Genomic DNA, 24,131 nt, shown 5'->3' with positions numbered 1-24,131 from the left:
TGATGGAGTCGGTTCGCCCCCGAGGAGGTCCTCATGGCGGGTTCACAGGTGCCGGAGAAGATATTCCGGCCTCGGTGGGACGTGCGTGCAGCCGCGCCCGCCGAGGCGACACCGAACGCGACGGAGGCCGTCTGATGCGGCAGGTCCTCCTCCTGAACGCGACGTACGAACCGCTCACGACGCTCCCGCTCCGCCGGGCGGTCTGCCTCGTGCTCCGGGAGAAGGCCGAGATCGTCCATCACGACGTCGGCGGCGCGGTGCTGCACTCGGCCACGATGGCCGTCGAGGTGCCGTCCGTCATCCGGCTCCGCCGCTACGTGCGGATCCCGTTCCGCACCCGCGTCCCGCTGACCCGCGCCGCCCTGATGCGGCGCGACAACTTCCGCTGCGTCTACTGCGGGCGCCGCGCCGAGACGATCGACCACGTCCACCCCCGCAGCCGCGGCGGCGCCCACTCGTGGGAGAACTGCGTCGCGTCCTGCACGACGTGCAACCACCGCAAGGCCGACCGCCTGCTCGACGAGCTGGGCTGGACGCTCCCGGTCACGCCGGGCGTCCCGCGCGGCGCGCACTGGCGGCTGATCGGCATCGTCCACGACGGCGACCCCCAGTGGGCCCCGTACGTGACCGAGCCCGCCGCCTGACCGGGATCGGCGTGGCCGGAACGGGCGGCCGAGCCTATATTTGAGGCGTGCCACGTTATGACTACCGCTGCCGCGCCTGCGGGTCGACCTTCGAGGTCTCCCGGCCGATGATCAACGCGTCCGACCCGGCGCCGTGCCCGGACGGGCACGACGACACGGTCAAGCTGCTGTCCACGGTCGCCGTGACCGGTTCGTCCCGCGGCGGCGCTCCGCAGCCCCCGCCGTCCGCCGGTGGCGGCGGCGGTTGCTGCGGCGGAGGCTGCTGCTCCTGACGGCCCGCCCGACGACGACCCGCCGGGCGGGTCAACGGGCCTGCGCGGCGCGCATGGCGCGGCCCGTGGCGGCGGCGTCGTACCCCGGCGGGACGCCCTGCAGCAGCACGGCCGTGCCCGGGATGTTGTCGGTGCGCATCCGGACGATCGCCTGGTAGGCGTCCGACGCGAACCAGGCGCGGGCGTTCTCCATGTCGGGGAACTCGATGAGGACGTACCCGCCCTCGAACGGGCCCTCCATCACCTCGGGGTCCGTGCCGTGCACGAGGAAGCGGCCGCCGAACGGGTCCATCGTGTCCTGGATCCGCTCGATGTAGGTGAAGACGTCGTCGTGCAGGGGCGGCTGCGGGCGCAGGTGGGCGAGCGCGTACGCGGTCATGGCGGTCTCCCTGGGCGGTGGTGCCGGGGCCCCGGTCGGCGGCCCCGGCCTTGCGTGCTCCACTCTGCCCGGGGAGGGGTAAGGCGGTCGATTACCTGTCAGGTCATGCCCGCTGCTCGAGCTGCGAGACGTCCCGCGCGGCGCCGGTGGAGGCCGAGGTGGCCATCGCGGCGTAGGCGCGCAGCGCGGCGCTGACGGGGCGCTGCCGGTCGCGGGGCCGGTAGCCGCCGAGGTCGGCCAGCAGCTTCTCGCGCCGGATCTCCAGCTCGTCCTCCGGGACGTCCAGCTCCAGGACGCGGTTCGGGATGTCGATGACGACGCGGTCGCCGTCCTCGACGAGGGCGATGATCCCGCCGCCCGCGGCCTCGGGGGACGCGTGCCCGATGGACAGCCCGGACGTCCCGCCGGAGAACCGGCCGTCGGTGATCAGCGCGCACGCCTTGCCGAGCCCGCGGCCCTTGAGGAAGCTCGTCGGGTACAGCATCTCCTGCATGCCGGGGCCGCCGCGGGGCCCCTCGTAGCGGATGACGACGACGTCGCCGGGCTTCACCTTGCCCGCGAGGATGCCCTCGGACGCCTCGTCCTGGCTCTCGAACACGACGGCCGGGCCGGAGAACGTCCAGAGCTCCTCCTCGACGCCCGCGGTCTTGACGATCGCGCCGTCGGGGGCGATGTTGCCGCGCAGGACGGCGAGCCCGCCGTCGGCGGTGTAGGCGTGCTCGGCGTCGCGGATGCAGCCCTCGGCGCGGTCGAGGTCGAGGTCCTTCCAGCGGTTGCTCTGGCTGAACGCGGACGTGCTGCGGACGCCGCCGGGGGCCGCGTGGAACAGCTCGACGGCCTCGGGCAGGACGTCGGGGGAGCGGACGTCCCACTGGGCGACGAACTCGGCGACGGACGCGCTGTGGATCGAGTGCGCGCCGGAGTTCAGCAGCCCGGCGCGGTGCAGCTCGCCGAGCAGCGCGGGGATGCCGCCGGCGCGGTGGCAGTCCTCGACGTGGTAGGTGGCCAGCGTGGGGGCCAGCTTGCACAGGCACGGGACGCGGCGGGAGACGGCGTCGATGTCGTCGAGGCCGAAGTCGACGCCGGCCTCGGTGGCGGCGGCGAGCAGGTGCAGGATCGTGTTGGTGGAGCCGCCCATGGCGACGTCCAGCACCATCGCGTTCTCGAACGCCTCCCACGTCGCGATGTTCAGCGGCAGGACGGACTCGTCGTCGCCCTCGTAGTACCGCTGGGCGATCTCGACGACGGTGCGCCCGGCCTTCTCGTAGAGGGCGCGGCGGGCGGTGTGGGTGGCGAGGACGGTGCCGTTGCCGGGCAGCGCGAGGCCGATCGCCTCGGTGAGGCAGTTCATCGAGTTGGCGGTGAACATGCCGGAGCAGGACCCGCAGGTCGGGCAGGCGCTCTCCTCCATCGCGGCGAGCTTGTCGTCGGCGACGGACGCGTCGGCGGAGGCGATCATCGGGTCGATGAGGTCGAGCTTGTTGCCGTCCATGACGCCCTCGACGGGCTTGCCGGCCTCCATCGGGCCGCCGGAGACGAACACCGTCGGGATGTTGAGCCGCATCGCGGCCAGCAGCATCCCCGGGGTGATCTTGTCGCAGTTGGAGACGCAGACGAGGGCGTCGGCGCAGTGCGCGTTGACCATGTACTCGACGGCGTCGGCGATCAGCTCGCGGGACGGCAGCGAGTACAGCATGCCGCCGTGGCCCATCGCGATGCCGTCGTCCACGGCGATGGTGTTGAACTCGCGGGGGACGCCGCCGGCCTCCTTGACGGCGCCGGCGACGACCTTGCCGACCTCGTCGAGGTGGACGTGGCCGGGCACGAACTGGGTGAAGCTGTTGGCGACCGCGACGATGGGCTTGCCGAAGTCCTCGCGCTCGACGCCGCTGGCCCGCATGAGCGCGCGGGCGCCCGCCATGTTCCTGCCGTGGGTGACCGTGCGTGACCTGAGCGGGGGCATCGTGACCTCTCTGACCTGTGACGTGCGCGAGCCCGGGTGCGCGCCGCGCCGGGGTCGGCGGGGCGGGCGATCGTCGCCCGGGTATCGCGTTGTGTGTGCCGGGACGCTCGCAGCGGCGGATCGCGGCGCTGCCGCCGGCTCAGCGGAGGTCGCGCCCGGGCCGGCCTTTCCAGGTCCCCGATGGTATCAACGCACGGCGGGCGCGCGAATTCCCGGGACGGCGCGGCCGGCCCGGTGATCTGTGCGAAAAGGTGCGGAGAGGTGCGGCACCTCGGGCGGTCGAGGTGCCGCGTGTCGCGTCGGGGTTCAGACGGGGTACTTGGGCGGCAGCGCCTTCTCGGCCGCCTGGAAGATCCGCTGGACGTCGATGTCGGTGAGGATCTTCGGCCGGCGGCGCAGGTAGGCGCGCGCCCGGTTGCCCGCGTAGACGTCCACGTCCCGCACCCGCATGACCTTCCACGGGATGGACGGCCCGTAGATCGCCACGGAGGGCTGGACGGGGACCTCGAAGCCGACCCGGCCGGCGAGGATCTTGCTGGCCTGCTCGGCCTCCCAGCGGGCCTCGTCGAGCCGGTCCTTCTTGTTGACGGGGCCGTGGAACAGCTTCAGGTGGGACAGGGTGCGCACGGGGAGGCGCTTGTCCCACTTCTCGGAGTCGATCGCGTAGACGCCGCTCGGCCCGATGACCAGGTGGTCGATCCGGCCGTCGCTGACGCCGTCCTTGTCGTGCGGCACCGCGCGGGCGTGCAGCACGAGGTAGCCGCGGCGCTCGAGCGCCTTCAGCTGCTTCTCGGTGCGGCGTTCGGCGGCCGAGGACTTCTGCCACGCCGGGACGCTCGAGCTCTTGCGGGTCACCCGGACGACGTCCGCGATGACCGCCAGGACGGCGAGCGTGAAGCCGGCGCGCAGGTCGACCAGGACCCAGCCGACGGCGAGGGCGGCGACGGCCGCGGCGCCGCGGACGAGCCAGCGGCGGGCGCGGGGGTCGCCCAGCAGCCCGTCGAGGGCCGCGGCGCGCCCGTCCGCGCGCTCGGGCGCCGACTCCTCTCCGTGGTCGTCGAAGCGGTCGTCCCCGAGGTCGTCGGCGCGGCCGCCCGGGGGGTCGTCCGGCCGGTGGTTCAGGGGAGGTTCACGCTGGTCACGCCTCTCTTCGGGTTCGGGCCCGGGACGCACCCGGGCCTCCTGTCCGTCGCCCCGCTCCGTGATCGCCATGAGTGACGCTCCGTATTCCTTTCCGATCGGGGGCATGATCCTCCGTGCGCAGAGTAATCAGTCGTGCCGGGGTCGAACCAGTCATCGGGGGTGAACAGTTTTGTCCCCGGTCGTGAGTGATTCACTGACGCGCCCGGTGGGTAGGGTGGTAATTCACCATCCTTCCGTCCCGGGGCGTCCGCCGTCGCGGAGGGCCGTCTCCCGTTGATGCCCGCGCACGGGACGTCTACGGTTCCTTTTCGTGACACATCCCCATGACCTCGGCGTCAGGGAGACGGCCGCGGCCGTCCGGGCCCGAGAGCTTTCCCCGGTCGAACTCGCCGACCACTACCTCGAGCGCATCGAACGCCTGAACCCGCGGGTCGGGGCGTTCGTGACGGTGACCGCGGACCTCGCGCGCGAGCAGGCGCTCGAGGCCGAGAAGGCGGTGCTGGACGCCGCCGACCCGGCGGAGCTGCCACCGCTCCTCGGCGTCCCGATCCCGATCAAGGACCTGAACCTGGTGGAGGGCGTCCGGACGACGTTCGGCTCGTCCGCGTTCGCCGACCTGAAGGGCTTCGCGGACGACTCGGTCGTGCGGCTGCTGCGCGAGGCGGGGGCGGTGATGCCCGGGAAGACGACGACGCCCGAGTTCGGCTTGCCCTGCTACACCGAGGGCGCGGTGGCCCCGGCGGCCCGCACCCCGTGGGACCTGTCGCGGTCGGCGGGCGGGTCGAGCGGCGGCGCGGCGGCGGCCGTCGCGGCCGGGCTGGCCCCCGCGGCGCAGGGCAGCGACGGCGGCGGGTCGATCCGGATCCCGTCCAGCGCGTGCGGCCTGTTCGGCATCAAGCCGACGCGCGGCCGGATCTCGCAGGGGCCGATCAACGCGGACCTGTTCGGCCTGGCGACGAACGGGCCGATCGCGCGCGGCGTCCGGGACGCGGCGCTGCTGCTGGACGTCATGGCCGCGCCGATGTACGGGGACCTGTACCGGGCGCCGGCGGCCGACGGGACGTTCCTGTCGTTCGCGGACCGGCCGCCGGGGCGGCTGCGGATCGCGCGCAGCATCGAGTCCGCGGTGCCGGACGCGACCGTCCACCCCGACTGCGTCGCCGCCTACGAGGAGGCGACGGCGCTGCTGGTGGAGCTGGGGCACGAGGTCGTGGACCTCCCATCGGTCGACGCGTCGGAGCTGCTGCCGCACTTCGAGACGCTGTGGGCGGCGATGGCGACGACGACGCCCGTCCCGCCGGAGAGCGAGCACCTGCTGCAGCCGCTGACGCGCTGGCTGCGGGCGCGCGGCGCGGCGATCACGGCGCCGGAGCTGCTCAACGCGCAGGCGACGCTCCAGGGCGCGTTCCGTCTCGCGCTGGAGATGATGGACGAGTACGACGCGATCCTGCACCCGACCCTGGCGCAGCCCCCGGTTCCCGTGGGGTACTTCCACGACCAGGAGCCCGAGGAGAACTTCGCGCGGCAGACGCGCTTCACGCCCTTCTGCGCGATGTACAACCTCTCGGGGCAGCCCGCGGTAAATGTCCCGCTGCACTGGACCGACGAGGGCCTGCCCATCGGCGTCATGCTCGCGGGGCGGATCGGCGGCGAGGGCACGCTCATCTCCCTGTCGGCGCAGCTCGAGGAGGCGCGCCCCTGGGCCGGTCGCAAGCCGTCCGTCTGGAGCGAGTAAGACCGGGCGCGCGCGGCGGATGAGCCCGCGCGGACGGGGCAGTGGTACAGCGTGGTGGAAGAGGAACTCGCCGCGCTGGCGCGGCGGTACGGCGTCGCGACCCGCTACACCGACTGGCGGGGGCGCGAGACCGGCGTCTCGCCCGGCACCCTCGGCTCCGTCCTCGCGGCGCTCGGCGCGGACGTGTCGTCCCCGGCGGCGGTCCGGGAGGAGCTGGAGCGCGAGCGGGAGCGGGACCGGACGCGGCTGCTCCCGCCGGTCGTCGTCGCGCGCCGCGGCGCGGACCCGCCGCGCCCGCCCGGCCGTCCGGACCTGGCCGTCGAGCTCGCGGACGGCACCGAGGTCCCGGTCGACGGCGACGTCCCGCTCGGCTGGCACCGGCTGCACGCGCGGCTGGGGGAGCGGCACGAGAGCGTCCCCTTCCTGATGGCCCCGAGCGCGCTCGCGCGTCCCGAGCGGGCGTGGGGCTTCACCGTGCAGCTGTACTCGGTGCGGTCGAGGGCGTCGTGGGGGGTCGGCGACCTGCACGACCTCGCCGACCTCGCGTCCTGGAGCGCCCGCGACCTCGGCGCGGGGTTCCTGCTCATCAACCCGCTGCACGCGACCGAGACGGTCCCGCCGGTCGGCCCGTCGCCCTACTCGCCGATGAGCCGCCGCTTCGCCGCGCCGCTCTACCTGCGCGTCGAGGACCTCCCCGAGTACGCCGCGCTGCCCGCCGCCGACCGGGAGCGGCTGGACGCGCTCGGCGCGCCGCTGCGCCCGGACGGCGCCGCGGCCATCGACCGGCCCATCGATCGGAGCGCGGCCTGGGCGGCGAAGCTGCAGGCGCTCGAGTCGCTGTACCGGCTCCCGCGCGGCGCCGCCGAGCAGCGCGCGTTCGCGGAGTTCCGGGCCCGCGAGGGCGGCGCGCTCACCATGTTCGCGACCTGGTCGGCGCTCGCGGAGAAGCACGGCCCGGACTGGCGGGCCTGGCCCGCCGAGCTGCGCGACGCCGGGAGCCGGGCCGTCGCCGCCGAGGCCGCGCGGCTCGCCGCCCGCGTCGAGTTCCACGCGTGGCTGCAGTGGCGCCTGGACGGGCAGCTCGCGGCGGCGCAGGCGGCGGCGCGGGACGCCGGCATGCCGATCGGGATCGTGCACGACCTGGCGGTGGGCGTCGCGCACGGCGGCGCCGACGGCTGGATGTACCGGGACCTGTTCGCGCCCGGCATGAGCGTCGGCGCGCCGCCCGACGAGTTCAACCAGCGCGGGCAGGACTGGGGGCAGCCGCCGTGGCACCCGCGCCGCCTCGCCGAGACCGCCTACGCGCCGTTCCGGGACATGCTCGCGGCGGCGTTCCGGCACGGCGGCGGGCTGCGCCTCGACCACGCCATGCAGGTGTCGCGGCTGTGGTGGGTGCCCGAGGGCGGCTCGGCGGCCGACGGCACGTACGTCCGCTACGACCGGGACGCGCTGCTCGGCTGCCTCGCCTGGGAGGCCGAGCGGGCGGGCGCCGTCGTGGTCGGCGAGGACCTCGGGACGGTCGAGCCGGAGGTGCGGGAGGCGCTCGCCGCGCACGGCGTCCTCGGGACGTCGCTGCTGTGGTTCGAGCGGGACGACCGGGGCCGGCCGAAGCCGGCGCGGCGCTGGCGGGAGCCGTCGCTGGCGACGGTCGGGACGCACGACATGCCGCCGGTCACCGGGTTCCTGCACGGCGACCACATCGACCTGCGCGACCGGCTCGGCCTGCTCGCCCGCCCCCGCGCCGAGGAGGAGGACGAGCACCGCGCGCGGCTCGCCGACTGGCTCGCGCTGCTGCACGCCGAGGGGCTGCTGTCCCCGCCGCCCGAGACGGTCCTGCGGGCGCTGGCCGAAGGGTCCGGCGACCACGACGAGGAGGTCGTCGCGGCGCTGCACGGCTTCCTCGCCCGCACGCCCGCCCGGCTCGTCGGCGTCTCGCTCGCCGACGCCGTCGGGGAGCGCCGCACCCAGAACCAGCCGGGCACGGTCGACGAGTACCCGAACTGGCGGGTCCCGCTGGCCGGCGCGGACGGGCGGCCCGTCCTGCTCGACGACCTGCCGTCCCGCCCGCTGCCGTCCGTCGACCCGGTGCGGCCGCCGGCGGGCGCGCGGCCCGCCGGCGGGGTCAGCCCAGGGTCGCCGTGATGCGCGCCGTGACGTCGCGCAGCAGGGTGTCCGGGACGATCGGCGCCGCGGCGATCGCGGAGAACAGCCCGGGCAGCCCGGGCAGCGGGTAGGGGTCGTCGTCGGCCGCGCCCATCGCGGCGGCCCCGAGCGGGCGGCGGCGTAGCGAGGTGCGGGCCCGGTCCCAGGCCGCCTGGACCTCCTCCGGCGACGGCACCCCGAAGCCGTGCCCGACGGGCGCGGCGTGCCGCAGCTTCACGAGGGCGCCGTCGGCGAAGTCGTTCGCCAGCCCGCAGCGTTCGGCGAGGCCGGCGCGGACGGCGCCGTCAAGCCGGGTCACGACCGTGCAGGGGGTGCGGCAGCGGGCGGCGCAGTCGCCGAGCGCGGACGAGACCTGGCTGTGCTGCCGGTCGAGGTAGGCGCGCCAGCCCGGCGGCGGCATCGTCGCGACCCGCAGCGCCCGCTCGCACGCGGACCGCTCGGGCCGCGTGTGGTCGCACTCGCGCGGCGCGTCCGGGTCGACCGGCACGCCCCACCGGCTGCCCTCGCCGCCGACGGCGGCGGCGAGCAGCGCCGGGTCGCCCGCGTGGCCGAGCACCGGCTCCCACGCCAGCATCGCCAGGTACTCGCCGGCGATGTGCACGGCGGCGACGAGCGCGGCCATCTCGCGGCGGTGCCAGCGCACCGCGATGACCTCCAGCAGCAGCGCGTACGCGGGCCGCAGGCTCGCGAGGGCGCCGCGCGGCCGCTCCCGGGGCGCCTGCGGCATGCGGCTGGCGCGCGCCCGGTCCAGCAGGTCGGGCGGGACGTCCCCGGCGGCCTCGGGCATCCCGAAGTCCTCGGCGTCCAGGTCGAGGACGCGCTGCCCGAACGCGCACAGCGCCGCCACCTCGCGGGTGCGGCCGTCGGCGGCGAGCGTGCCCGCGTCCAGCAGCGCCTCCAGGTCGCCGAACGCGTACCGGCGCGCCAGGGCGGTCAGGACGTCCCCTGCGGTCTCCATCCCGCCGGTTCCTCTCTTGTCGTTCGGGGGGGCCGTGGCCGTGCGGGGACCCGCACGGCCACGGATGGGCCGTCAGGACGCCGAGGCGTCCTGCGCGCGCGCCCGCAGCGCACGCGCGACCCCGTCGCGTCCCTCGGACAGCAGCCGGACGAGCGCCGCCGGGGGCGTGTTCTCCTCGATGTACGCCTCGGTGCGGTCGATCGTGGACTGCTCGATCACCAGGAAGGGGTAGGCGCTCTCGGCGAATGTCTGCGACATGTCGCTGCTCCACTCCTTCCAGATGCGGCCGATCTCGGCGAAGTACCGGTCGGCGTACGGGACGAGCAGCTCGGCCTGGTCGGGCTCGACGAACCCGCCGAGCGTCGCGCGGTACACGGCGTTCGGCAGGTCGCCGGACACGATCCGCTCCCACGCGGCGGCCTTGGCCTCGGCGGTCGGGATCGCGGCCGCGCAGGCGGCGGCGTGCCGCTCGCCCGCCGCCGTCCGGTCCCGCCCGTGCTCGGCGTCGATCTCCTCCTGCCCGGCCCTGCCGGTGACGACGAGGCGGCGCAGCAGCGTCCAGCGCAGGTCGGTGTCGACGGTGAGGCCGTCGAGCTTCTCCGACCCGTCCAGCAGGCCCCGGACGGACGCCAGGTGCGCGTCGGTGATCGCGGAGCCGGCGAACGCCTGGACGTACGCGAGCTGGAAGTCCGATCCGGCCTCGGCCTCGCGGGCCAGCTCCCACAGCGCGTCGGCCATGAGCGTGAGGCCCTCGTCCCGCCACGCCGGGTCGGCGTACTGCTGGACGGCGAGGCGCGCCTGCCGCAGCAGCGTCTGGGTGACCGAGATGTCGGTGACGCCCCGGACGCCCTTCGCGACGAGCCGGACGTAGTCGCGCGTCGCCATCTCGGCGTCGCGCGTCATGTCCCACGCCGCCGACCAGCACAGCGCCCGCGGCAGGCCCTCCCTGATGTCGCCGATCCCGTCGATGAGGGTGCTCAGCGAACGGTCGTCGAGCCGCACCTTCGCGTAGGTGAGGTCGTCGTCGTTGACCAGCACGAGGTCGGGCCGCTCGTGCCCGACGAGCTGCGGCACCTCGGTGCGCGCCCCGACGACGTCGAGCTCGACGCGCTCGCGGCGGACGATGCCCTCGGGCGTCCGGTCGTACAGGCCGATCGCGACGCGGTGCGACCGCAGCGTCGGGTAGTCGGGCTTGGCCTCCTGCAGGACGGCGAACGACGTGAACTTCCCGTCGCCGTCGACCTCGTAGCGCGGCCGCAGCGTGTTGACGCCGGCGGTCTCCAGCCACTCCTTCGACCAGGCGCCGAGGTCGCTGCGCCCGGACGTCTCCTCCAGCGCGCCCAGCAGGTCGGTGAGGACCGTGTTGCCCCACGCGTGCCGGTCGAAGTAGCGGCGGACGCCCTCGAGGAAGTTGTCGCGGCCGACATAGGCGACGAGCTGCTTCAGGACGCTCGCGCCCTTCGCGTACGTGATGCCGTCGAAGTTCACCTCGACGGCCCGGATGTCGGGGATGTCGGCGGAGATCGGGTGCGTGGACGGGAGCTGGTCCTGCCGGTACGCCCACGCCTTCATCAGGTTCGCGAACGACGTCCACGACGTCGTCCACTTCGTGGCCTCCGACTGGCACAGCACGCTCATGTACGTCGCGAACGACTCGTTCAGCCACAGGTCGTCCCACCAGCGCATGGTGACCAGGTCGCCGAACCACATGTGCGCCATCTCGTGCAGGATCGTCTCGGCGCGCCGCTCGTAGGCCGCGTCGGTGACCCGCGACCGGAAGACGTAGTCCTCCAGGAAGGTCACGGCGCCCGCGTTCTCCATCGCGCCCGCGTTGAACTCGGGCACGAACAGCTGGTCGTACTTCGCGAACGGGTACGGGCGCCCGAAGACCTTCTCGAAGTACGCGAACCCCTGCCGGGTGACGTCGACGATCGCGGGGGCGTCCAGGTGCTCGGCCAGCGACGCCCGGCAGTACACGCCGAGCGGGACGACGGTGCCGTCCTCGCGCCGGTACTCGTCCCGCACCACGTGGTACGGCCCGGCGATCAGCGCGGTGATGTAGGTCGAGATCTGCGGCGTCGGCATGAAGTGCCAGACGCCGCCCTCCCGCTTCTCCGCCGCCTCGTTGGTGACGACCTCCCAGTCCTCGGGGGCGCGCACCGCGAACTCGAACGTCGCCTTGAGGTCGGGCTGGTCGAAGCAGGTGTACATGCGGTGCGCGTCGGCCGTCTCGAACTGCGAGTACAGGTAGACGCCGCCGTCCACGGGGTCCACGAACCGGTGCAGGCCCTCGCCCGACCGGGAGTAGGCGCAGTCGGCGACGACGCGGAGCTCGTTCTCGGCGGCCAGGCCGGGCAGGGGGAGGCGGCCCTTCTCCGCGTCGTAGGACGCGGGGTCCAGCGCGGTGCCGTTCAGCGTGGCCTCCCGCACGACCGCGCCGTGCAGGTCGACGAACGTGGACGCCCCCGGCTCGGCGCTCCCGAACCTGATCACGGTCGTGGAACCGAACCGCTCCTCACCGGTCGTGAGGTCCAGTTCGACCGCGTAGGACTCGACGGTGAGCAGCCGTGCCCGTTCCCGCGCCTCGTCGCGCGTGAGGTTGCCTGCCACATGAACTCCTCGGTCGGCTTATGGCTTGATCCCTCATGTCTACCAACAGGGCGGCCGACCCGTCGGGAGACAGGTCCTCCGCACGGAATTCCGGCCCGCCCCATCCCGGGGAAATGCGGACGGCCGGGGATGAGTTGTCGCTCTTGTAATCCGGACTAGGAGGAGACGTACATGACGCAGGAAGCCCGTACCCCGGTGGACTTCTGGTTCGACCCGCTGTGCCCCTGGGCGTGGATCACCTCCCGCTGGATCCTGGAGGTCGAGAAGCTGCGCCCGATCGACGTGCGCTGGCACGTGATGAGCCTGGCCGTCCTGAACGAGGACAAGGACATCCCCGAGGAGTACCGGAAGATGCTCGAGACGGCGTGGGGCCCGGTGCGGGTCTGCATCGCCGCCGAGCAGAAGCACGGCCCCGAGGTCCTGGGCCGGCTCTACACCGAGCTGGGGACGCGCCGCCACCACGACAAGCGCGAGTTCGGGCCGGAGGTCCTGGCGGAGGCCCTGACCGCCGCCGGGCTCGACCCGTCCCTCGCCGAGGCCGCCGACTCCGCGCAGTACGACGAGGCGCTGCGCGCGTCCCACCGGGACGGCATCGACCGCGTCGGCCAGGAGGTGGGCACCCCGGTCATCGAGGTCGAGGGCAGCGCGTTCTTCGGCCCGGTGGTGACGCCGATCCCGCGCGGCGAGGACGCGGTGAAGCTGTTCGACGGCGTGGTGGCCGTGGCGAGCACCCCGGGCTTCTTCGAGCTCAAGCGGACCCGGACCGAGGACCCGTCCTTCGAGTGACACGGTCCGCAGTTGCGAGGCTATTGCAACTGCAACCGTCGCGCCGCACACTGTCCCTGCTGTGGTCGCCAACGGCAGGGCGGTGAGGGATGCACGCACCGGACGGATTCATCGACGCGCCCGTCTCGATCGCGGCGGGCGCCGTCGCGGTCGCCGGGGTCGGGCTGGCGCTGCGCGGCGCCGCCCGCGAACTCGACGACCGGACGGCCCCGCTCGCGGGACTCACCGCGGCGTTCGTCTTCGCCGCGCAGATGCTGAACTTCCCGGTCGCGTCCGGGACCAGCGGGCATCTGCTCGGCGGGGCGCTCGCCGCGATCCTCGTCGGCCCGTGGGCGGGCGTCCTGTGCGTGGCGGTCGTCCTGCTGCTGCAGGCGCTGCTGTTCGCCGACGGCGGCCTCACCGCGCTCGGCGCCAACGTCATGACGATGTCGCTGGTCACGGTCGCGGTCGCGTACCCGCTGTTCCGCGCGCTCGTCCGGGTCCTGCCGAAGACGCGCCCGGCCGCGGCGGGGGCGGCGTTCGCCGCGGCGCTGGTGTCGGTGCCGGCGTCGGCCGTCGCGTTCACCGCGCTGTACGCGCTGGGCGGCACGACCGACGTCCCGATCGGGACGGTCGCGGGCGCGATGGTCGGCGTGCACGTCCTCATCGGCGTCGGCGAGGCGCTGATCACGGCGGCGACGGTGTCGAGCGTCCTCGCCGTCCGGCCCGACCTGGTGCACGGCGCCCGAGACCTGCGCAGACCGCCGGAACTGCGCGTGCGGGGCGCGGGCGGCGCCGACCAAGCCGAGCCGTCGCAGGCGTGAGGGGGAGAGCCGTGCGGACCAAGTACTTCTTCGCCGGGTTCCTGATCGTGTCGCTGGTCCTGGCCGGGATCGTCAGCCACTACGCCAGCTCCAGCCCCGACGGCCTGGAGAAGGTCGCGGCGGACAAGGGCATCGCCGCACAGGAGGAGGAGCACGCGCTGGCCGGCTCCCCGCTCGGCGACTACGGCGTCGAGGGCGTCGACGACGGGCGGCTGTCCGGCGGGCTCGCCGGGCTGATCGGCGTCGGCCTCACCCTCGCGGCGGGCGGCGGGCTGTTCTGGGCGATCCGGCGGCGCGGCGGCGGCGAACCTGCCGCGGAGCCCGGCGCGGGGGCCGGGACCGCGGCCCGGACGGACTAGTGGGCGCGGGCCACGCGCACCGGCTGTACCTGCCGGGCGACTCGCCGGTGCACCGGCTGCCGCCGCACTGCAAGCTCGTCGCGGTCCTGGCGTTCGTCCTGCTGGCCGTGGCGACGCCGCGCGAGCGGATGTGGGCGTTCGGCGGGTACGCGCTGCTGCTCGCGGCGGTCGCGCTCGCCGCCCGGGTGCCGTTCGGGACGGTCGCGCGGCGCGTCGTCATCGAGGTGCCGTTCGTCGCGTTCGCGCTGCTCCTGCCGTTCGTCGCGGACGGCGAGAAGGTCGCGGTGCTCGGGCTGCGGCTGAGCGGGGACGGGCTGTGGGGCGCGTGGAACATCCTCGCGAAGGGCACCCTCGGCGTGGTCGCGTCCGTCCTGCTGGCCGCCACCACCGAGCCGCGCATGCTGCTGCTCGGCCTCGAGCGGCTCCGCGTGCCGCGCCTCATCGTGCAGATCGCCGGGTTCATGCTGCGGTACGCCGACGTCGTGGCCGCCGAACTCGGCCGGATGCGGACGGCGCGCGCGTCCCGCGGGTTCGAGGCGCGCGGCGTCCGCGCCACGGGCGTCCTCGCCAAGTCGCTGGGCGCGCTGTTCCTGCGCTCGTACGAGCGCGGCGAGCGCGTGCACCTGGCGATGGTGAGCCGCGGGTACGACGGCCGCATGCCGGTGCTGCACGACATCGGCGCGACGCCCCGGCAGTGGACGGCCGCCGCCGCCCTGCCGCTCGCCGCGTCCCTGGTGACGCTGACCGCCTGGATGGGCCCATGACCCCTTCGCTGGACGTCCGCGGACTCGCCTACGCCTACCCGGACGGGACGCAGGCGCTCTTCGGCGTCGACCTGACGATCGGCCGCGGCGAGCGGGTCGCGCTGCTCGGGCCGAACGGCGCGGGCAAGACGACGCTCGTCCTGCACCTGAACGGCATCCTGCACGGCGGCGCGGGCGGGGTGCGGGTCGGCGGGCTCGCCGTCGACCCGGGCGACCGCGCGGCGCTGCGGGAGGTGCGGCGCCGCGTCGGCATCGTGTTCCAGGACCCCGACGACCAGCTGTTCATGCCGACCGTCCGCGAGGACGTCGCGTTCGGCCCCGCCAACCTGGGGCTGCGCGGCGCCGAGCTGGACGCGCGCGTCCGGTCCGCGCTCGACCGGGTGGGGATGGCGCACGCCGCGGACCGCCCGCCGCAGCACCTGTCCTTCGGGCAGCGCCGCCGCGTCGCGGTCGCGACCGTCCTGGCGATGGAGCCGGAGATCCTCGTGCTGGACGAGCCGTCGTCCAACCTCGACCCGGCGAGCCGCCGCGAGCTGGCCGAGATCCTGCTCGGCCTCGACGTGACCGTCCTGATGGTGACGCACGACCTGCCGTACGCGGCCGAGCTGTGCCCGCGCTCGGTGGTGCTGTCCGGCGGGGTGATCGCCGCCGACGCCCCCACCCCGGACCTGCTCGCCGACGCGGACCTGCTCCGCGCGCACCGGCTCGAGCTGCCCTTCGGGTTCGACCCCGCCGCCGCGCGCCGCTGAGCCGCCGCTCTCCCGCCCGCCGGCCCTCCCGCGCCGGGCGTCGGCCCTTCCGGCCTTCTCGGCCGTTCCGCTTGCCTGACGCGCCCGCCTCCGCCAGACTCGTGGTTCCGGAAGTGGCAATGATTTTCATATCCGAAACGGGGGCATTTCACCGTGAAGGTTGCGTTCGTCGGCAAAGGCGGCAGCGGCAAGACCACCCTGTCGTCGCTCTTCGTCCGGCACCTGGCGGGCCGCGGGCTGCCGGTGGTCGCCATCGACGCCGACATCAACCAGCACCTCGGCGCGGCGCTCGGCCTCGACGAGGACCGCGCCGCCAAGATCCCCGCGATGGGCGATCACCTCACCGAGATCAAGGAGTACCTGCGCGGGACGAACCCGCGCGTCTCGTCCGCGTCCGCCATGGTCAAGACGACGCCGCCCGGCGAGGGGTCGCGACTGCTCGCCTTCCGCGGCGACGACCCGGTCCACCGGCTGGCCGAGGAGGTGGACGCGGGCGCGGGCGGGGCCGCCGTCACGCTGCTCGCCACCGGCCCGTTCAACGACGACGACCTCGGCGTGGCCTGCTACCACTCCAAGACCGGGGCGGTCGAGCTGTACCTCAACCACCTCGTCGACGGGCCGGGCGAGTACGTCGTCGTGGACATGACCGCCGGGGCCGACACGTTCGCGTCCGGGCTCTTCACCCGGTTCGACCTGATGTTCCTCGTCGCCGAACCCACCCGCAAGGGCGTCGGCGTCTACCGGCAGTACACCGAGTACGCCCGCGACTACGACGTCGCCATCCGCGTCGTCGGCAACAAGGTGCAGACCGACGAGGACGTCGCCTACCTGCGCGAGCACGTCGGCGACGACCTGCTGACGTGGCTCGGCCAGTCCGCGTCCGTCCGCGCGCTGGAGCAGGGCCGCGCCGGCGTGGCGCTGGAGGAGGGCAACGAGGCCGCGCTGTCGCGGATGCGCGCCGAGGCCGACTCCCGTGTCAAGGACTGGGAGAAGTTCCAGCGGCAGGCCGTCGAGTTCCACGTGAAGAACGCCCGGAGCTGGGCGAGCCGCGCCGTCGGCGAGGACCTGGAGAACCAGGTGGACCCCGCGTTCCGGTTCCCGGAGCCGACCGACCTGCACACCGTCTGACCAGAATGCCCAGATTCGGGCGTTCTGTCGTGTACCCCGCGTGACTTAGGGCCTACCGGTGCGAGGGGCGGCGGCACTAACCTGCGCGCCATGACGACGCGGCGGATGGTGCTGACGGCCGGGGGCGCGGTGCTCCCGGTCATGCTGATCGCATTGCTCCTCGGCAACCAGTGGGCGGTCGACGGGCTCGGCGATGTGGGGGGTGAAGGCGGGCTGTGGCCGCTGGTGTACTGGCTCCAGCATCCGCAGTGGCGCCTCTACCCCGACGGGTCGTTCGAGAACTGGGGCTACGTCATCTCGCTGGACTTCGGCCTGCTCCTGTTCTTCGTGCTCCTCGCGGGCCTCGCCGCCGTGGGCGTCCGCGCCGTCGCCCCGGACCGCGGGATGCTCGGCGCGGTCGTCACGGGCTGGTGGGCGTGCGTCGTCGCCTCCGGCCTCGCGAGCATCGTCGTCGGGGTGCTGATCGGCCTGACGCTCGACCTCCCGCCGTCCAGCGGGAGCATCGTCTGGAACACGGTCGCGGGCGGCTCCGCCTTCGGATTCGCCTACGGCTGGATCGCGGGCCTCGGCGCCCTCGCCGGGTTCCACGTCGGCCGCGGGACGGGCGGGCAGGCGGCCGCGCAGCAGGGATACGCCCCGCAGGGCCACGGTCAGCAGGGTTACGGCCAGCAGTACGCCCCGCAGGGCCACGGCCAGCAGGGCTACGGCCAGCAGCAGCCCTACCCGGCGCAGCAGGGCGCGCCGGCGCAGCCGCCGCTCCCGCCCGTCCCCGGTCAGCCGCCCGTGCCGGGCCAGCCGCCCGTGCCGGGGCAGCAGCCGTACGTGCCGCCGCAGCATCCGGCGCACGTCCCGTACGTCCCGCCGCAGGGCGGGCCCCAGCAGCCCGCCTGGGGCGCCGCGCCGCAGCAGCCGCCCGCGCCCGAGCCGCCCGCGCCGGACGCCCCCACGCTCGACCCGCCGACGCAGGCGGACGACGAGAGCGGACCCGCCGAGCGGGCGCCCGCCGAGGGCGGCGACGCCGCCGCGGGGGACCTCGCCGACAAGACGATGCTCGACCACGAACCCGAGGGCGGCGACGACCGTCCGCGGCCGCCGTCCGCCTGATCCGGCCCCGCCGCCCCGCCCCGCCGCCCCGGGGACGAAGGACGGGCGCGGGCCTGCGAGAATCGGGCCCATGCGCGTCTTTCTTGGAACCGACCACGCCGGCTTCGAGCTCAAGGAGCACCTGGTCTCCTGGCTGAAGGAGAACGGGCACGAGCCCGTCGACTGCGGCGCGTTCGAGTACGACGCCGCCGACGACTACCCGCCGTTCGTCCTGCGGGCGGCGGAGCGGACGGCGGCGGAGCCGGGCACGTTCGGGATCGTCCTCGGCGGCTCCGGGAACGGCGAGGTCATGGCCGCGAACAAGGTGAAGGGCGTGCGGGCCGCGCTCGTCTGGAACGAGGACACCGCGGTCCTCGCCCGCGAGCACAACGACGCCAACGTCATCAGCATCGGCGCGCGCCAGCACGACGCCGCGACCGCCGCCCGCTTCGTCGAGCTGTTCCTCGCCACCGAGTACTCCAAGGAGTCGCGGCACACCCGCCGGATCGACATGCTGACGGCCTACGAGCGGACCGGCGCCGTCCCCGGCGCCTGAGGGGGCCCCGGGGCGGGCCTAGGAGCGGCCGCCGCGCTTGTCCTGGCGGCGGCGCTCGTTCTTCGCCGCGCGGCTGCGCTTCGGCGCCCGCGCGGGCGCGGGCGCGTCCTCGCCCGCGGGGCGGGGGCGCGAGACGTCGCGCGCCCGCATCGCCGCGTCCACCGTGATGCGCATGCCCGGCTGACCCATCCGCCGCCTCCTCGTGTCCCGTCCCGCGGGCACCGCCGGCCCCGGAAATCTCCTGAACAGTGCTCGTACCCGGAAATCTTGCGACTGGACCGTTGCAAAGAGTGACGGGTGGCGTGGATCCCGTCCAGGGCGGGTCATTGCTCGATACAGTGCCGGAGTCATGCTTCAACGTCTGGTGCAGCGCCTGCCGCCGAGAGTGCGGGCCTTCCTGCGCAGGATCCCGATCCTCGTGGTCCTGTACCGGTTGCTGCGCCGGGGGCGGCTGACCCGCGACCGGTACGTGTTCGCGGCGCTGGCGGTGCTCGCCGTGGTGATCGGGGCGGCGACGGCGAACGACACCCGGGGGCTGGCGCCCGCCGGCGTCCTGGTGCTGGTCGTGCTGGGCGGCGGCCTGCTGCTGCGGGTGCGGAGCCTGCTGGCCCTGCTGTCCATCGTCGTGGCGATGGTGTGCTTCGCGGCGTGGCACAACGCCCCCGCGATCGGGTGGGGCATGGTCGCGACGCTGGCGGTGACGGCGGTGCTGGCGCTCACCCTGGCGCGGACGCGGCAGCAGCTGGGCGTCCAGGGCCTGCGCGGCGACTCGATGCTGCTCGACCTGCGCGACCGGCTGCGGCGGCAGGGCGAGCTGCCGGAACTGCCGGACGGCTGGTCGGCGCAGGTCGTGCTGCTGCAGGCGGGCGGGTCGTCGTTCGGCGGCGACTTCGTGGTGTCGGCGTGCGAGGACGACGTGCTCGAGGTCGCGCTGGTCGACGTCTCCGGCAAGGGCACGGACGCGGGCACACGGGCCCTCATGCTGTCGGGGGCTTTCGGCGGGCTCCTTGGATCGATCCAACCCGACCGCTTCCTCCAGGCGTGCAACGTGTACCTGCAGCGCCAGCGGTGGGACGAGGGGTTCGTCACCGCCGTGCACGTGGTCGTCGACCTGCGGACGGGCGAGTACACGGTCGAGTCGGCGGGGCACCCGCCGGCCGTCCAGTTCGACGCGAGCAGCGGCGCGTGGCAGGTCAGCCCCGCCAAGGGCGTGGTGCTCGGGGTGGTGCCCGAGGTGGCGACCGTGCCCGAGCACGGGCGGCTGCGGCCCGGCGACGCGCTCCTGCTGTACACCGACGGGCTGGTCGAGTCGCCCGGCCTGGACCTGGACGCCGGCATCGACCGGCTGCTCGGCGAGGCGGAGCGGCTCGTCCCGCAGGGGTTCCGCAAGGGCGCCCGGGAGCTGGTGGAGCGGATGGCCGCCGCCCGCGACGACGACTGCGCGCTCGTCCTGATCTGGCGCACCTGACCCGACGCCCCCGGCCCGGACGCCCCCGGCCGTCAGCGGCGCCGCGAGCGCACCGGCGTCCGCCGCGCGTGGACCTGGACGGACGTCGCGCGCGGCTCCCCGCGGCTCTGCAGTCCCGCGAAGATCGCCCAGAGCAGCGCCGTGCCCGCGGCGGCGCCCGCGCCCGCGAGCAGCCGGGTGCGCGGCGACGACCAGCCGCCGGCGCCGCCGAGCGGCGCGAACGTCTTCGTCGGGACGCCCGGGTCGGCGGCCGTCGGCCGGGACCGGCGGGCGGGCCGGAACGGGCCGGGCGTCGCGCCCGCCCGCGGCACCCCGGACGGCGCCGGGGCGGCGCCCTGGACGGCGCCCTGGAGCGCGCCCCGGACGGCTCCCCGCACCGCGCTCTGCACGGTGCCCGACACGGCGCCCGGTATCGAGCCCGGCAGGGGGCCCGGCATCCCGCCGGACATCCCGCCGGACATCGCGCCGGACGCGGTGGCCGGCACCGAAACGCCCGCGGGCGCCCCGCAGGGCTGCGGCTGCTCCACCAGCGTCAGCAGCAGGTCGGCGGCGGTGGGGCGGGCCGCGGGGTTCTTCGCCAGCGCCGACCGGACGGCCGGGACGAGCGCCTCCGGGAGGCCGTCGAGGTCGGGTTCGCCGGTGCCGACGCGCGGCCGCGCCGGGTCGCCGCCGAACGGCATCCGGCCGGTGCCGGCGTGCGCGATGAGGCAGCCCCAGGCGAAGATGTCGGCGGCCGCGGTGGCGGCGCCGCCGACGAGGACCTCCGGTGCCATCCAGCCGGGCGTGCCGAGCACCTTCCCGGGCTTGCCGGCCCGCTCCGTCCTGCCGGCGCCGCGGGCGTCCTGGCTGCCGGCGATGCCGAAGTCGATGACGCGGCACCCGGACAGCGTGAGCATGACGTTGGCGGGTTTCAGGTCGCGGTGCACGAGCCCGGCGGCGTGGATGGCGGCGAGCGCGGACGCGACGCCGACCGCGACGCCGTGCAGGTCGCCGGGCGGCAGCGGGCCGTTCGCCGCGAGCCGGTCGTGCAGCGAGACGCCGCCGACGTAGTCGGTGACGAGGTACGGGCGGCCGTCCTCCTCGCCGTGCGCGAGCACGCGCGCGGTGCAGAAGGACGCCACGCGGCTCGCCAGGTACGCCTCGTCCTTGAACCGCCTGCGGTAGGACGGGTCGCGGGCGAGGTGCGGGTGGATGGTCTTCACCGCGACGCGGCCGCCCGAATCGGGGTCCGTTCCGAGGTACACGGTGCCCATGCCGCCCGAGCCGAGGCGGCCGAGCAGGGGGTGCCCGCCCACGACCCGGGGGTCCGCCGGCTCCAGCGGCCGGATGTCTGCGTCCATGGTGGTGTCCCGACTCCCTCGCGTATCTCCCGTCCGTCCATCCCCGCTCGTTCGCAAAATATGGCGCGTATGTGCAGGAAGTGACGGAAGAAGGGTCTCGGTGCCGCCCTGAGTGCAGTGTGCCCCGCCAGGATGGCGCGGGGGTTTCGGTGGGGTATGTGGGGATGTTTCGCTGCGCAATGGTTCGGTAACAACCTGTTCTGCGCACTCCTCCCGGGCGCTCGGCGCACGGCGGCCGCCGCGCGGCACGGAAAGGGGGAGGGGGCGCCGCAGTGTTCTTCCGGGGCGGCTGGGCGCCCTCGCGCTGGTCGGTGCGGGCCCGTGTCACCGCCGTCGCGACCGCCGTCGTCGCGGTGCTGCTGACGGCCGGCGTGGCTGGCTTCTACTTCTCGCTGCGCCGCACCGTCAACGCCCAGCTCCACGACCGCGGACTGGTCGTGGCGAACGACCTCGCCGCCCTCGTCCGGACGCGCGGCTGGCGCGGCGAGCTGCCGATCCGCGACCCCGACTTCTCCCTGCTGCAGGTCGTGACGCCGGAGGGCGACCTGCTCGCGGCCAGCGACGCGCTGCGCGGGCGCGGCCCGCTCCGCCTGCCCGCGCCGCCCGAACCGGGACACCACCGCTCCTTCACCACCGAGGTGCCCGGCGTGCAGGCGAACGTCTTCGTCGTCGTCGAGCGCGTCCAGACCCCGGACGGCCCCCGCATCGTCTACGCGGGCGCGCCGATCGCCATCTACACGATGAACCAGGGCTTCTTCATCGGGGGCCTCGCGACCGCCGTCGTGCTCGGCACCGCGCTCACGTCGTGGATCGTCGCGCTCGCGGTGCGCCGCGCGCTGCGGCCCGTCCGGGTGATGAGCGCGGAGCTCGCGCAGATCACCGGCGGCGACCACGGCCGGGTCACCGTGCCCGAGCAGCACGACGAGGTGTCGGAGCTGGGCCAGTCGGTGAACCTCACGCTGTACCGGCTGGAGCAGGTGCTGGCCCGGCAGCGCGCGTTCGTCGCGGACGTCTCGCACGAGCTGCGCAGCCCCATCACCGGACTGTGCGCGCAGCTCGAGGTGGCGCTGCAGGCCCCCGAGGACGAGGACTGGCCCGCGGTCGCGCGCGCCGCGCTGGCGGACGCCGACCGGCTGCAGGGCATCGTGTCGGACCTGCTGATCCTCGCCCGGCTCGGCTCGGGCGTCGAAGCCGAACCGCGGCCGCTGGACCTCGGCGCGTTCGTCCGGGAGGAGGCCGGCCGGCGTCCCCGGCGGGTGCCGGTCCGCGTCGACGCCGCCGAGGGCGTCACGGTCCTGGCGGTGGCCCACCAGCTCGCGCGGGTGCTGACGAACCTGCTCGACAACGCCGAGCGGCACGCGCGGTCGTGGGTGCGGGTCACGGTGGCGGCCGACGGGCCGGACGCCGTCCTGGAGGTGCTCGACGACGGCGCGGGCGTCGCCCGCGACGACCGCGAGCGGGTGTTCCGCCGCTTCACCCGGCTGGACGAGGGGCGGCGCCGCGACCGCAGCGGCACCGGCCTCGGCCTGCCCATCTCCCGCGACATCGCCGTCGCGCACGGCGGCACGCTCGTCATCGCCGACAGCGACGCGGGCGCGCGGTTCGTCATGCGGATCCCCCGCGATCCGCCCCCCGGCGCGACCCCCGCGTGACCGTCCGCGCGGCGCCCGGTCATCATGCTGGGGACCGCCGTCGAAGGGAGCCGTGTGTCGGAACGGGTCGGGGCGCGCGAGCTGCTGCGCCGGGTGCTGGACGGAGGCGCGTGGACCTCGTGGGACGAACCGGTCGGCGCGGGAGCGGAGACCGGGGCCGCGTCCGGGGCCGCGCCGGGGTACCGGGCGGAGCTCGCCGCCGCGCGCGAGCGCAGCGGGTGCGACGAGGCCGTCCTCACCGGCGAGGGGCGGCTGCGCGGGCGCCGCGTCGCGTTCGTCGTGTCGGAGTTCCGGTTCCTCGCCGGATCGATCGGGCGGGCCACCGCCGACCGGATCGTCGCCGCCGTCGAGCGCGCCACCGCCGCGGGACTGCCGCTGCTCGCCGCGCCGTCCTCGGGCGGCACCCGGATGCAGGAGGGCACGGCCGCGTTCGTGCAGATGGCGCGGATCACCGGGGCCGTCATGGCGCACCGCGCCGCCGGGCTCCCGTACCTGGTCTACCTGCGGCATCCGACGACCGGCGGGGTGTTCGCGTCGTGGGGGTCGCTCGGGCACATGACGGCCGCCGAGCCGGGCGCGCTCATCGGGTTCCTCGGCCCGCGCGTGTACGAGGGGCTGCACGGGGAGCCGTTCCCGCCGGGCGTGCAGGTCGCGGAGAACCTCGCCGCGAAGGGCCTGCTGGACGCCGTCGTGCCCATCGACGACCTGGCCGGTGTCGCCTCGGGCGCCCTCGCGGTCCTGTGCGGCCGCGCCCCGGCCCCCCGCCCGGAGCCCCGGGAGGCCGCGGAGCCGGAGGCCGTGCCGGAGGGCCCGGCGGGGGCGAGGGACCGCGGCGGTGACGCGTGGGACTCGATCGAGCGCTCGCGGCGCCCCGGCCGTCCCGGCGTCGCCGAGCTGCTGCGGCACGGCGCGTCCGACGTCACGCCGCTCTCCGGGACGGGGCAGGGCGAGGCCGACCCGGGGCTGCTGCTGGCGCTCGCCCGGTTCGGCGCGGCGCCGTGCGTCCTCGTCGGGCAGGACCGCCGGTCGCAGCGCGCCGGGCATCCGCTCGGCCCGGCCGGGCTGCGCGTCGCCCGGCGCGGCATGTCGCTCGCCGCCGAGCTCGGCCTGCCGCTGGTCACCGTCGTCGACACGCCCGGCGCCGTGCTGTCCGCCGAGGCGGAGGAGGGCGGCCTGGCGGGGGAGATCGCCCGCTGCCTCGCCGACCTGCTCACCCTCGCCGCGCCGACGCTGTGCCTGCTGCTCGGCGAGGGCAGCGGCGGCGCGGCGCTCGCGCTGCTGCCCGCCGACCGCGTCCTCGTCGCCCGGCACGGGTGGCTGTCGCCGCTGCCGCCCGAGGGCGCCTCGGTGATCGTGCACCGCACCCCCGGCCGGGCCGCCGAGCTCGCCGCCGCCCAGGGCGTCCGGTCGGCCGACCTGCTGCGCGCCGGGACCGCGGACGTCCTGGTGGACGAGCTGCCGGACGCGGCCGACGAGCCCGCGGCGTTCTGCCGCCGCGCCGCCGCCGCGATCGAGCGCGAACTGTCCGGCCTCGTCGCGGGCAGCCCCGCCGCCCGGCAGGCCCGGTACCGCTGAG

22 protein-coding genes are annotated in these 24,131 nt (G+C 75.1%); 15 read left to right on the top strand and 7 right to left on the bottom strand.

The features are described 5' to 3' along the window. Positions 1 to 134: 134 nt before the first annotated feature. Complete coding sequence (locus tag H505_RS0127725) at positions 135 to 644, top strand: HNH endonuclease (RefSeq protein ID WP_026404588.1); 510 nt, start codon at positions 135 to 137, stop codon at positions 642 to 644. A gap of 47 nt (positions 645 to 691) precedes the next feature. After that, positions 692 to 916, top strand: a complete 225-nt coding sequence (locus tag H505_RS49315; RefSeq protein ID WP_084550902.1) for an FmdB family zinc ribbon protein — start codon at positions 692 to 694, stop codon at positions 914 to 916. 31 nt (positions 917 to 947) lie between these two features. On the opposite strand, the gene H505_RS0127715 is transcribed toward H505_RS49315, so the two are convergent. The 3 genes from H505_RS0127715 to H505_RS44695 all read right to left on the bottom strand — a co-directional run bounded on the left by H505_RS0127715 (position 948) and on the right by H505_RS44695 (position 4,470). Next, complete coding sequence (locus tag H505_RS0127715) at positions 948 to 1,295, bottom strand: DUF1330 domain-containing protein (protein ID WP_026404587.1); 348 nt, start codon at positions 1,293 to 1,295, stop codon at positions 948 to 950. A gap of 103 nt (positions 1,296 to 1,398) precedes the next feature. After that, a complete protein-coding gene (gene ilvD / locus H505_RS0127710) occupies positions 1,399 to 3,258 on the bottom strand; it encodes a dihydroxy-acid dehydratase (RefSeq protein WP_026404586.1) in 1,860 nt (619 codons plus the stop codon). A gap of 306 nt (positions 3,259 to 3,564) precedes the next feature. Beyond that, entirely contained in the window at positions 3,565 to 4,470 is a 906-nt protein-coding gene (locus H505_RS44695) for a nuclease-related domain-containing protein (protein WP_084550900.1), read from the bottom strand. A 241-nt stretch (positions 4,471 to 4,711) separates the two neighbouring features. Between H505_RS44695 and H505_RS0127700 the strand changes: the two genes are divergently transcribed. Continuing rightward, positions 4,712 to 6,136 (top strand): amidase, encoded by a 1,425-nt coding sequence (locus H505_RS0127700; protein WP_026404585.1) that lies wholly within the window; start codon positions 4,712 to 4,714, stop codon positions 6,134 to 6,136. A 51-nt stretch (positions 6,137 to 6,187) separates the two neighbouring features. Next, positions 6,188 to 8,278: a 4-alpha-glucanotransferase gene (gene malQ, locus H505_RS0127695; RefSeq protein WP_026404584.1), complete on the top strand. Its 2,091-nt coding sequence runs from the start codon at positions 6,188 to 6,190 to the stop codon at positions 8,276 to 8,278. Here malQ and H505_RS0127690 read toward each other — a convergent pair. Continuing rightward, the gene (locus tag H505_RS0127690; protein WP_026404583.1) at positions 8,259 to 9,257 is read right to left on the bottom strand and encodes a hypothetical protein; all 999 of its coding nucleotides are present in this window, start codon (positions 9,255 to 9,257) and stop codon (positions 8,259 to 8,261) included. The genes malQ and H505_RS0127690 overlap by 20 nt on opposite strands. A 72-nt stretch (positions 9,258 to 9,329) precedes the next feature. Then, positions 9,330 to 11,867 carry an aminopeptidase N gene (gene pepN / locus H505_RS0127685; RefSeq protein ID WP_026404582.1) on the bottom strand — a complete coding sequence of 846 codons (2,538 nt, stop codon included), beginning with the start codon at positions 11,865 to 11,867 and terminating at the stop codon, positions 9,330 to 9,332. 171 nt (positions 11,868 to 12,038) lie between these two features. Here pepN and H505_RS0127680 point away from each other — a divergent pair, with 171 nt between their 5' ends. From H505_RS0127680 to H505_RS0127645, 8 genes are all read left to right on the top strand, one after another. Further along, positions 12,039 to 12,653 carry a DsbA family oxidoreductase gene (locus tag H505_RS0127680; RefSeq protein WP_026404581.1) on the top strand — a complete coding sequence of 205 codons (615 nt, stop codon included), beginning with the start codon at positions 12,039 to 12,041 and terminating at the stop codon, positions 12,651 to 12,653. A gap of 89 nt (positions 12,654 to 12,742) precedes the next feature. After that, on the top strand, positions 12,743 to 13,456 hold the full coding sequence (locus H505_RS44690) for an energy-coupling factor ABC transporter permease (RefSeq protein WP_051301238.1): 714 nt from the start codon (positions 12,743 to 12,745) through the stop codon (positions 13,454 to 13,456). 11 nt (positions 13,457 to 13,467) lie between these two features. Further along, a complete protein-coding gene (locus tag H505_RS51200) occupies positions 13,468 to 13,815 on the top strand; it encodes a PDGLE domain-containing protein (RefSeq protein ID WP_026404580.1) in 348 nt (115 codons plus the stop codon). After that, positions 13,815 to 14,579, top strand: coding sequence for a cobalt ECF transporter T component CbiQ (cbiQ, locus tag H505_RS0127665; RefSeq protein ID WP_026404579.1), 765 nt, complete (start codon positions 13,815 to 13,817; stop codon positions 14,577 to 14,579). Before H505_RS51200 ends, cbiQ begins: the two co-directional genes overlap by 1 nt. Then, entirely contained in the window at positions 14,576 to 15,328 is a 753-nt protein-coding gene (locus H505_RS0127660; protein WP_026404578.1) for an energy-coupling factor ABC transporter ATP-binding protein, read from the top strand. Before cbiQ ends, H505_RS0127660 begins: the two co-directional genes overlap by 4 nt. Positions 15,329 to 15,481: 153 nt before the next feature. Continuing rightward, positions 15,482 to 16,456: an ATP-binding protein gene (locus H505_RS0127655; RefSeq protein ID WP_026404577.1), complete on the top strand. Its 975-nt coding sequence runs from the start codon at positions 15,482 to 15,484 to the stop codon at positions 16,454 to 16,456. A gap of 90 nt (positions 16,457 to 16,546) precedes the next feature. Beyond that, complete coding sequence (locus H505_RS0127650) at positions 16,547 to 17,560, top strand: hypothetical protein (RefSeq protein ID WP_157433150.1); 1,014 nt, start codon at positions 16,547 to 16,549, stop codon at positions 17,558 to 17,560. Positions 17,561 to 17,630: 70 nt separating this feature from the next. Continuing rightward, entirely contained in the window at positions 17,631 to 18,095 is a 465-nt protein-coding gene (locus H505_RS0127645; RefSeq protein WP_026404575.1) for a ribose-5-phosphate isomerase, read from the top strand. 18 nt (positions 18,096 to 18,113) lie between these two features. Here H505_RS0127645 and H505_RS50120 read toward each other — a convergent pair whose 3' ends face one another. After that, positions 18,114 to 18,284 (bottom strand): hypothetical protein, encoded by a 171-nt coding sequence (locus H505_RS50120; protein ID WP_157433149.1) that lies wholly within the window; start codon positions 18,282 to 18,284, stop codon positions 18,114 to 18,116. Positions 18,285 to 18,444: 160 nt separating this feature from the next. Here H505_RS50120 and H505_RS0127635 point away from each other — a divergent pair, with 160 nt between their 5' ends. Then, positions 18,445 to 19,563, top strand: coding sequence for a PP2C family protein-serine/threonine phosphatase (locus H505_RS0127635; RefSeq protein ID WP_026404574.1), 1,119 nt, complete (start codon positions 18,445 to 18,447; stop codon positions 19,561 to 19,563). Positions 19,564 to 19,595: 32 nt separating this feature from the next. Here H505_RS0127635 and H505_RS48125 read toward each other — a convergent pair whose 3' ends face one another. Then, a complete protein-coding gene (locus tag H505_RS48125) occupies positions 19,596 to 20,903 on the bottom strand; it encodes a serine/threonine-protein kinase (RefSeq protein WP_051301237.1) in 1,308 nt (435 codons plus the stop codon). Positions 20,904 to 21,175: 272 nt separating this feature from the next. Between H505_RS48125 and H505_RS44680 the strand changes: the two genes are divergently transcribed. Next, positions 21,176 to 22,555: a sensor histidine kinase gene (locus tag H505_RS44680; protein WP_051301236.1), complete on the top strand. Its 1,380-nt coding sequence runs from the start codon at positions 21,176 to 21,178 to the stop codon at positions 22,553 to 22,555. A gap of 24 nt (positions 22,556 to 22,579) precedes the next feature. Then, positions 22,580 to 24,130, top strand: coding sequence for a carboxyl transferase domain-containing protein (locus H505_RS0127620; RefSeq protein ID WP_026404573.1), 1,551 nt, complete (start codon positions 22,580 to 22,582; stop codon positions 24,128 to 24,130). Position 24,131 lies beyond the last annotated feature (1 nt).

Source organism: Actinomadura rifamycini DSM 43936 (genome assembly GCF_000425065.1).
Classification (GTDB): Bacteria; Actinomycetota; Actinomycetes; order Streptosporangiales; family Streptosporangiaceae; genus Spirillospora; species Spirillospora rifamycini.
Note: the sequence above shows the minus strand (reverse complement) of the source record. Positions and strands in the feature narration are given on the sequence as shown.

Coding starts and splice junctions, on each gene's coding strand:
- H505_RS0127635 (WP_026404574.1), top strand. CDS start 18,445: ATGCTTCAACGTCTGGTGCAGCGCCTGCCGCCGAGAGTGCGGGCCTTC.
- H505_RS0127715 (WP_026404587.1), bottom strand. CDS start 1,295: ATGACCGCGTACGCGCTCGCCCACCTGCGCCCGCAGCCGCCCCTGCAC.
- H505_RS44690 (WP_051301238.1), top strand. CDS start 12,743: ATGCACGCACCGGACGGATTCATCGACGCGCCCGTCTCGATCGCGGCG.
- H505_RS0127620 (WP_026404573.1), top strand. CDS start 22,580: ATGCTGGGGACCGCCGTCGAAGGGAGCCGTGTGTCGGAACGGGTCGGG.
- H505_RS44695 (WP_084550900.1), bottom strand. CDS start 4,470: ATGGCGATCACGGAGCGGGGCGACGGACAGGAGGCCCGGGTGCGTCCC.
- H505_RS50120 (WP_157433149.1), bottom strand. CDS start 18,284: ATGGGTCAGCCGGGCATGCGCATCACGGTGGACGCGGCGATGCGGGCG.
- ilvD (WP_026404586.1), bottom strand. CDS start 3,258: ATGCCCCCGCTCAGGTCACGCACGGTCACCCACGGCAGGAACATGGCG.
- H505_RS0127680 (WP_026404581.1), top strand. CDS start 12,039: ATGACGCAGGAAGCCCGTACCCCGGTGGACTTCTGGTTCGACCCGCTG.
- H505_RS0127690 (WP_026404583.1), bottom strand. CDS start 9,257: ATGGAGACCGCAGGGGACGTCCTGACCGCCCTGGCGCGCCGGTACGCG.
- H505_RS0127650 (WP_157433150.1), top strand. CDS start 16,547: ATGACGACGCGGCGGATGGTGCTGACGGCCGGGGGCGCGGTGCTCCCG.
- H505_RS48125 (WP_051301237.1), bottom strand. CDS start 20,903: ATGGACGCAGACATCCGGCCGCTGGAGCCGGCGGACCCCCGGGTCGTG.
- H505_RS0127660 (WP_026404578.1), top strand. CDS start 14,576: ATGACCCCTTCGCTGGACGTCCGCGGACTCGCCTACGCCTACCCGGAC.
- H505_RS0127645 (WP_026404575.1), top strand. CDS start 17,631: ATGCGCGTCTTTCTTGGAACCGACCACGCCGGCTTCGAGCTCAAGGAG.
- H505_RS0127725 (WP_026404588.1), top strand. CDS start 135: ATGCGGCAGGTCCTCCTCCTGAACGCGACGTACGAACCGCTCACGACG.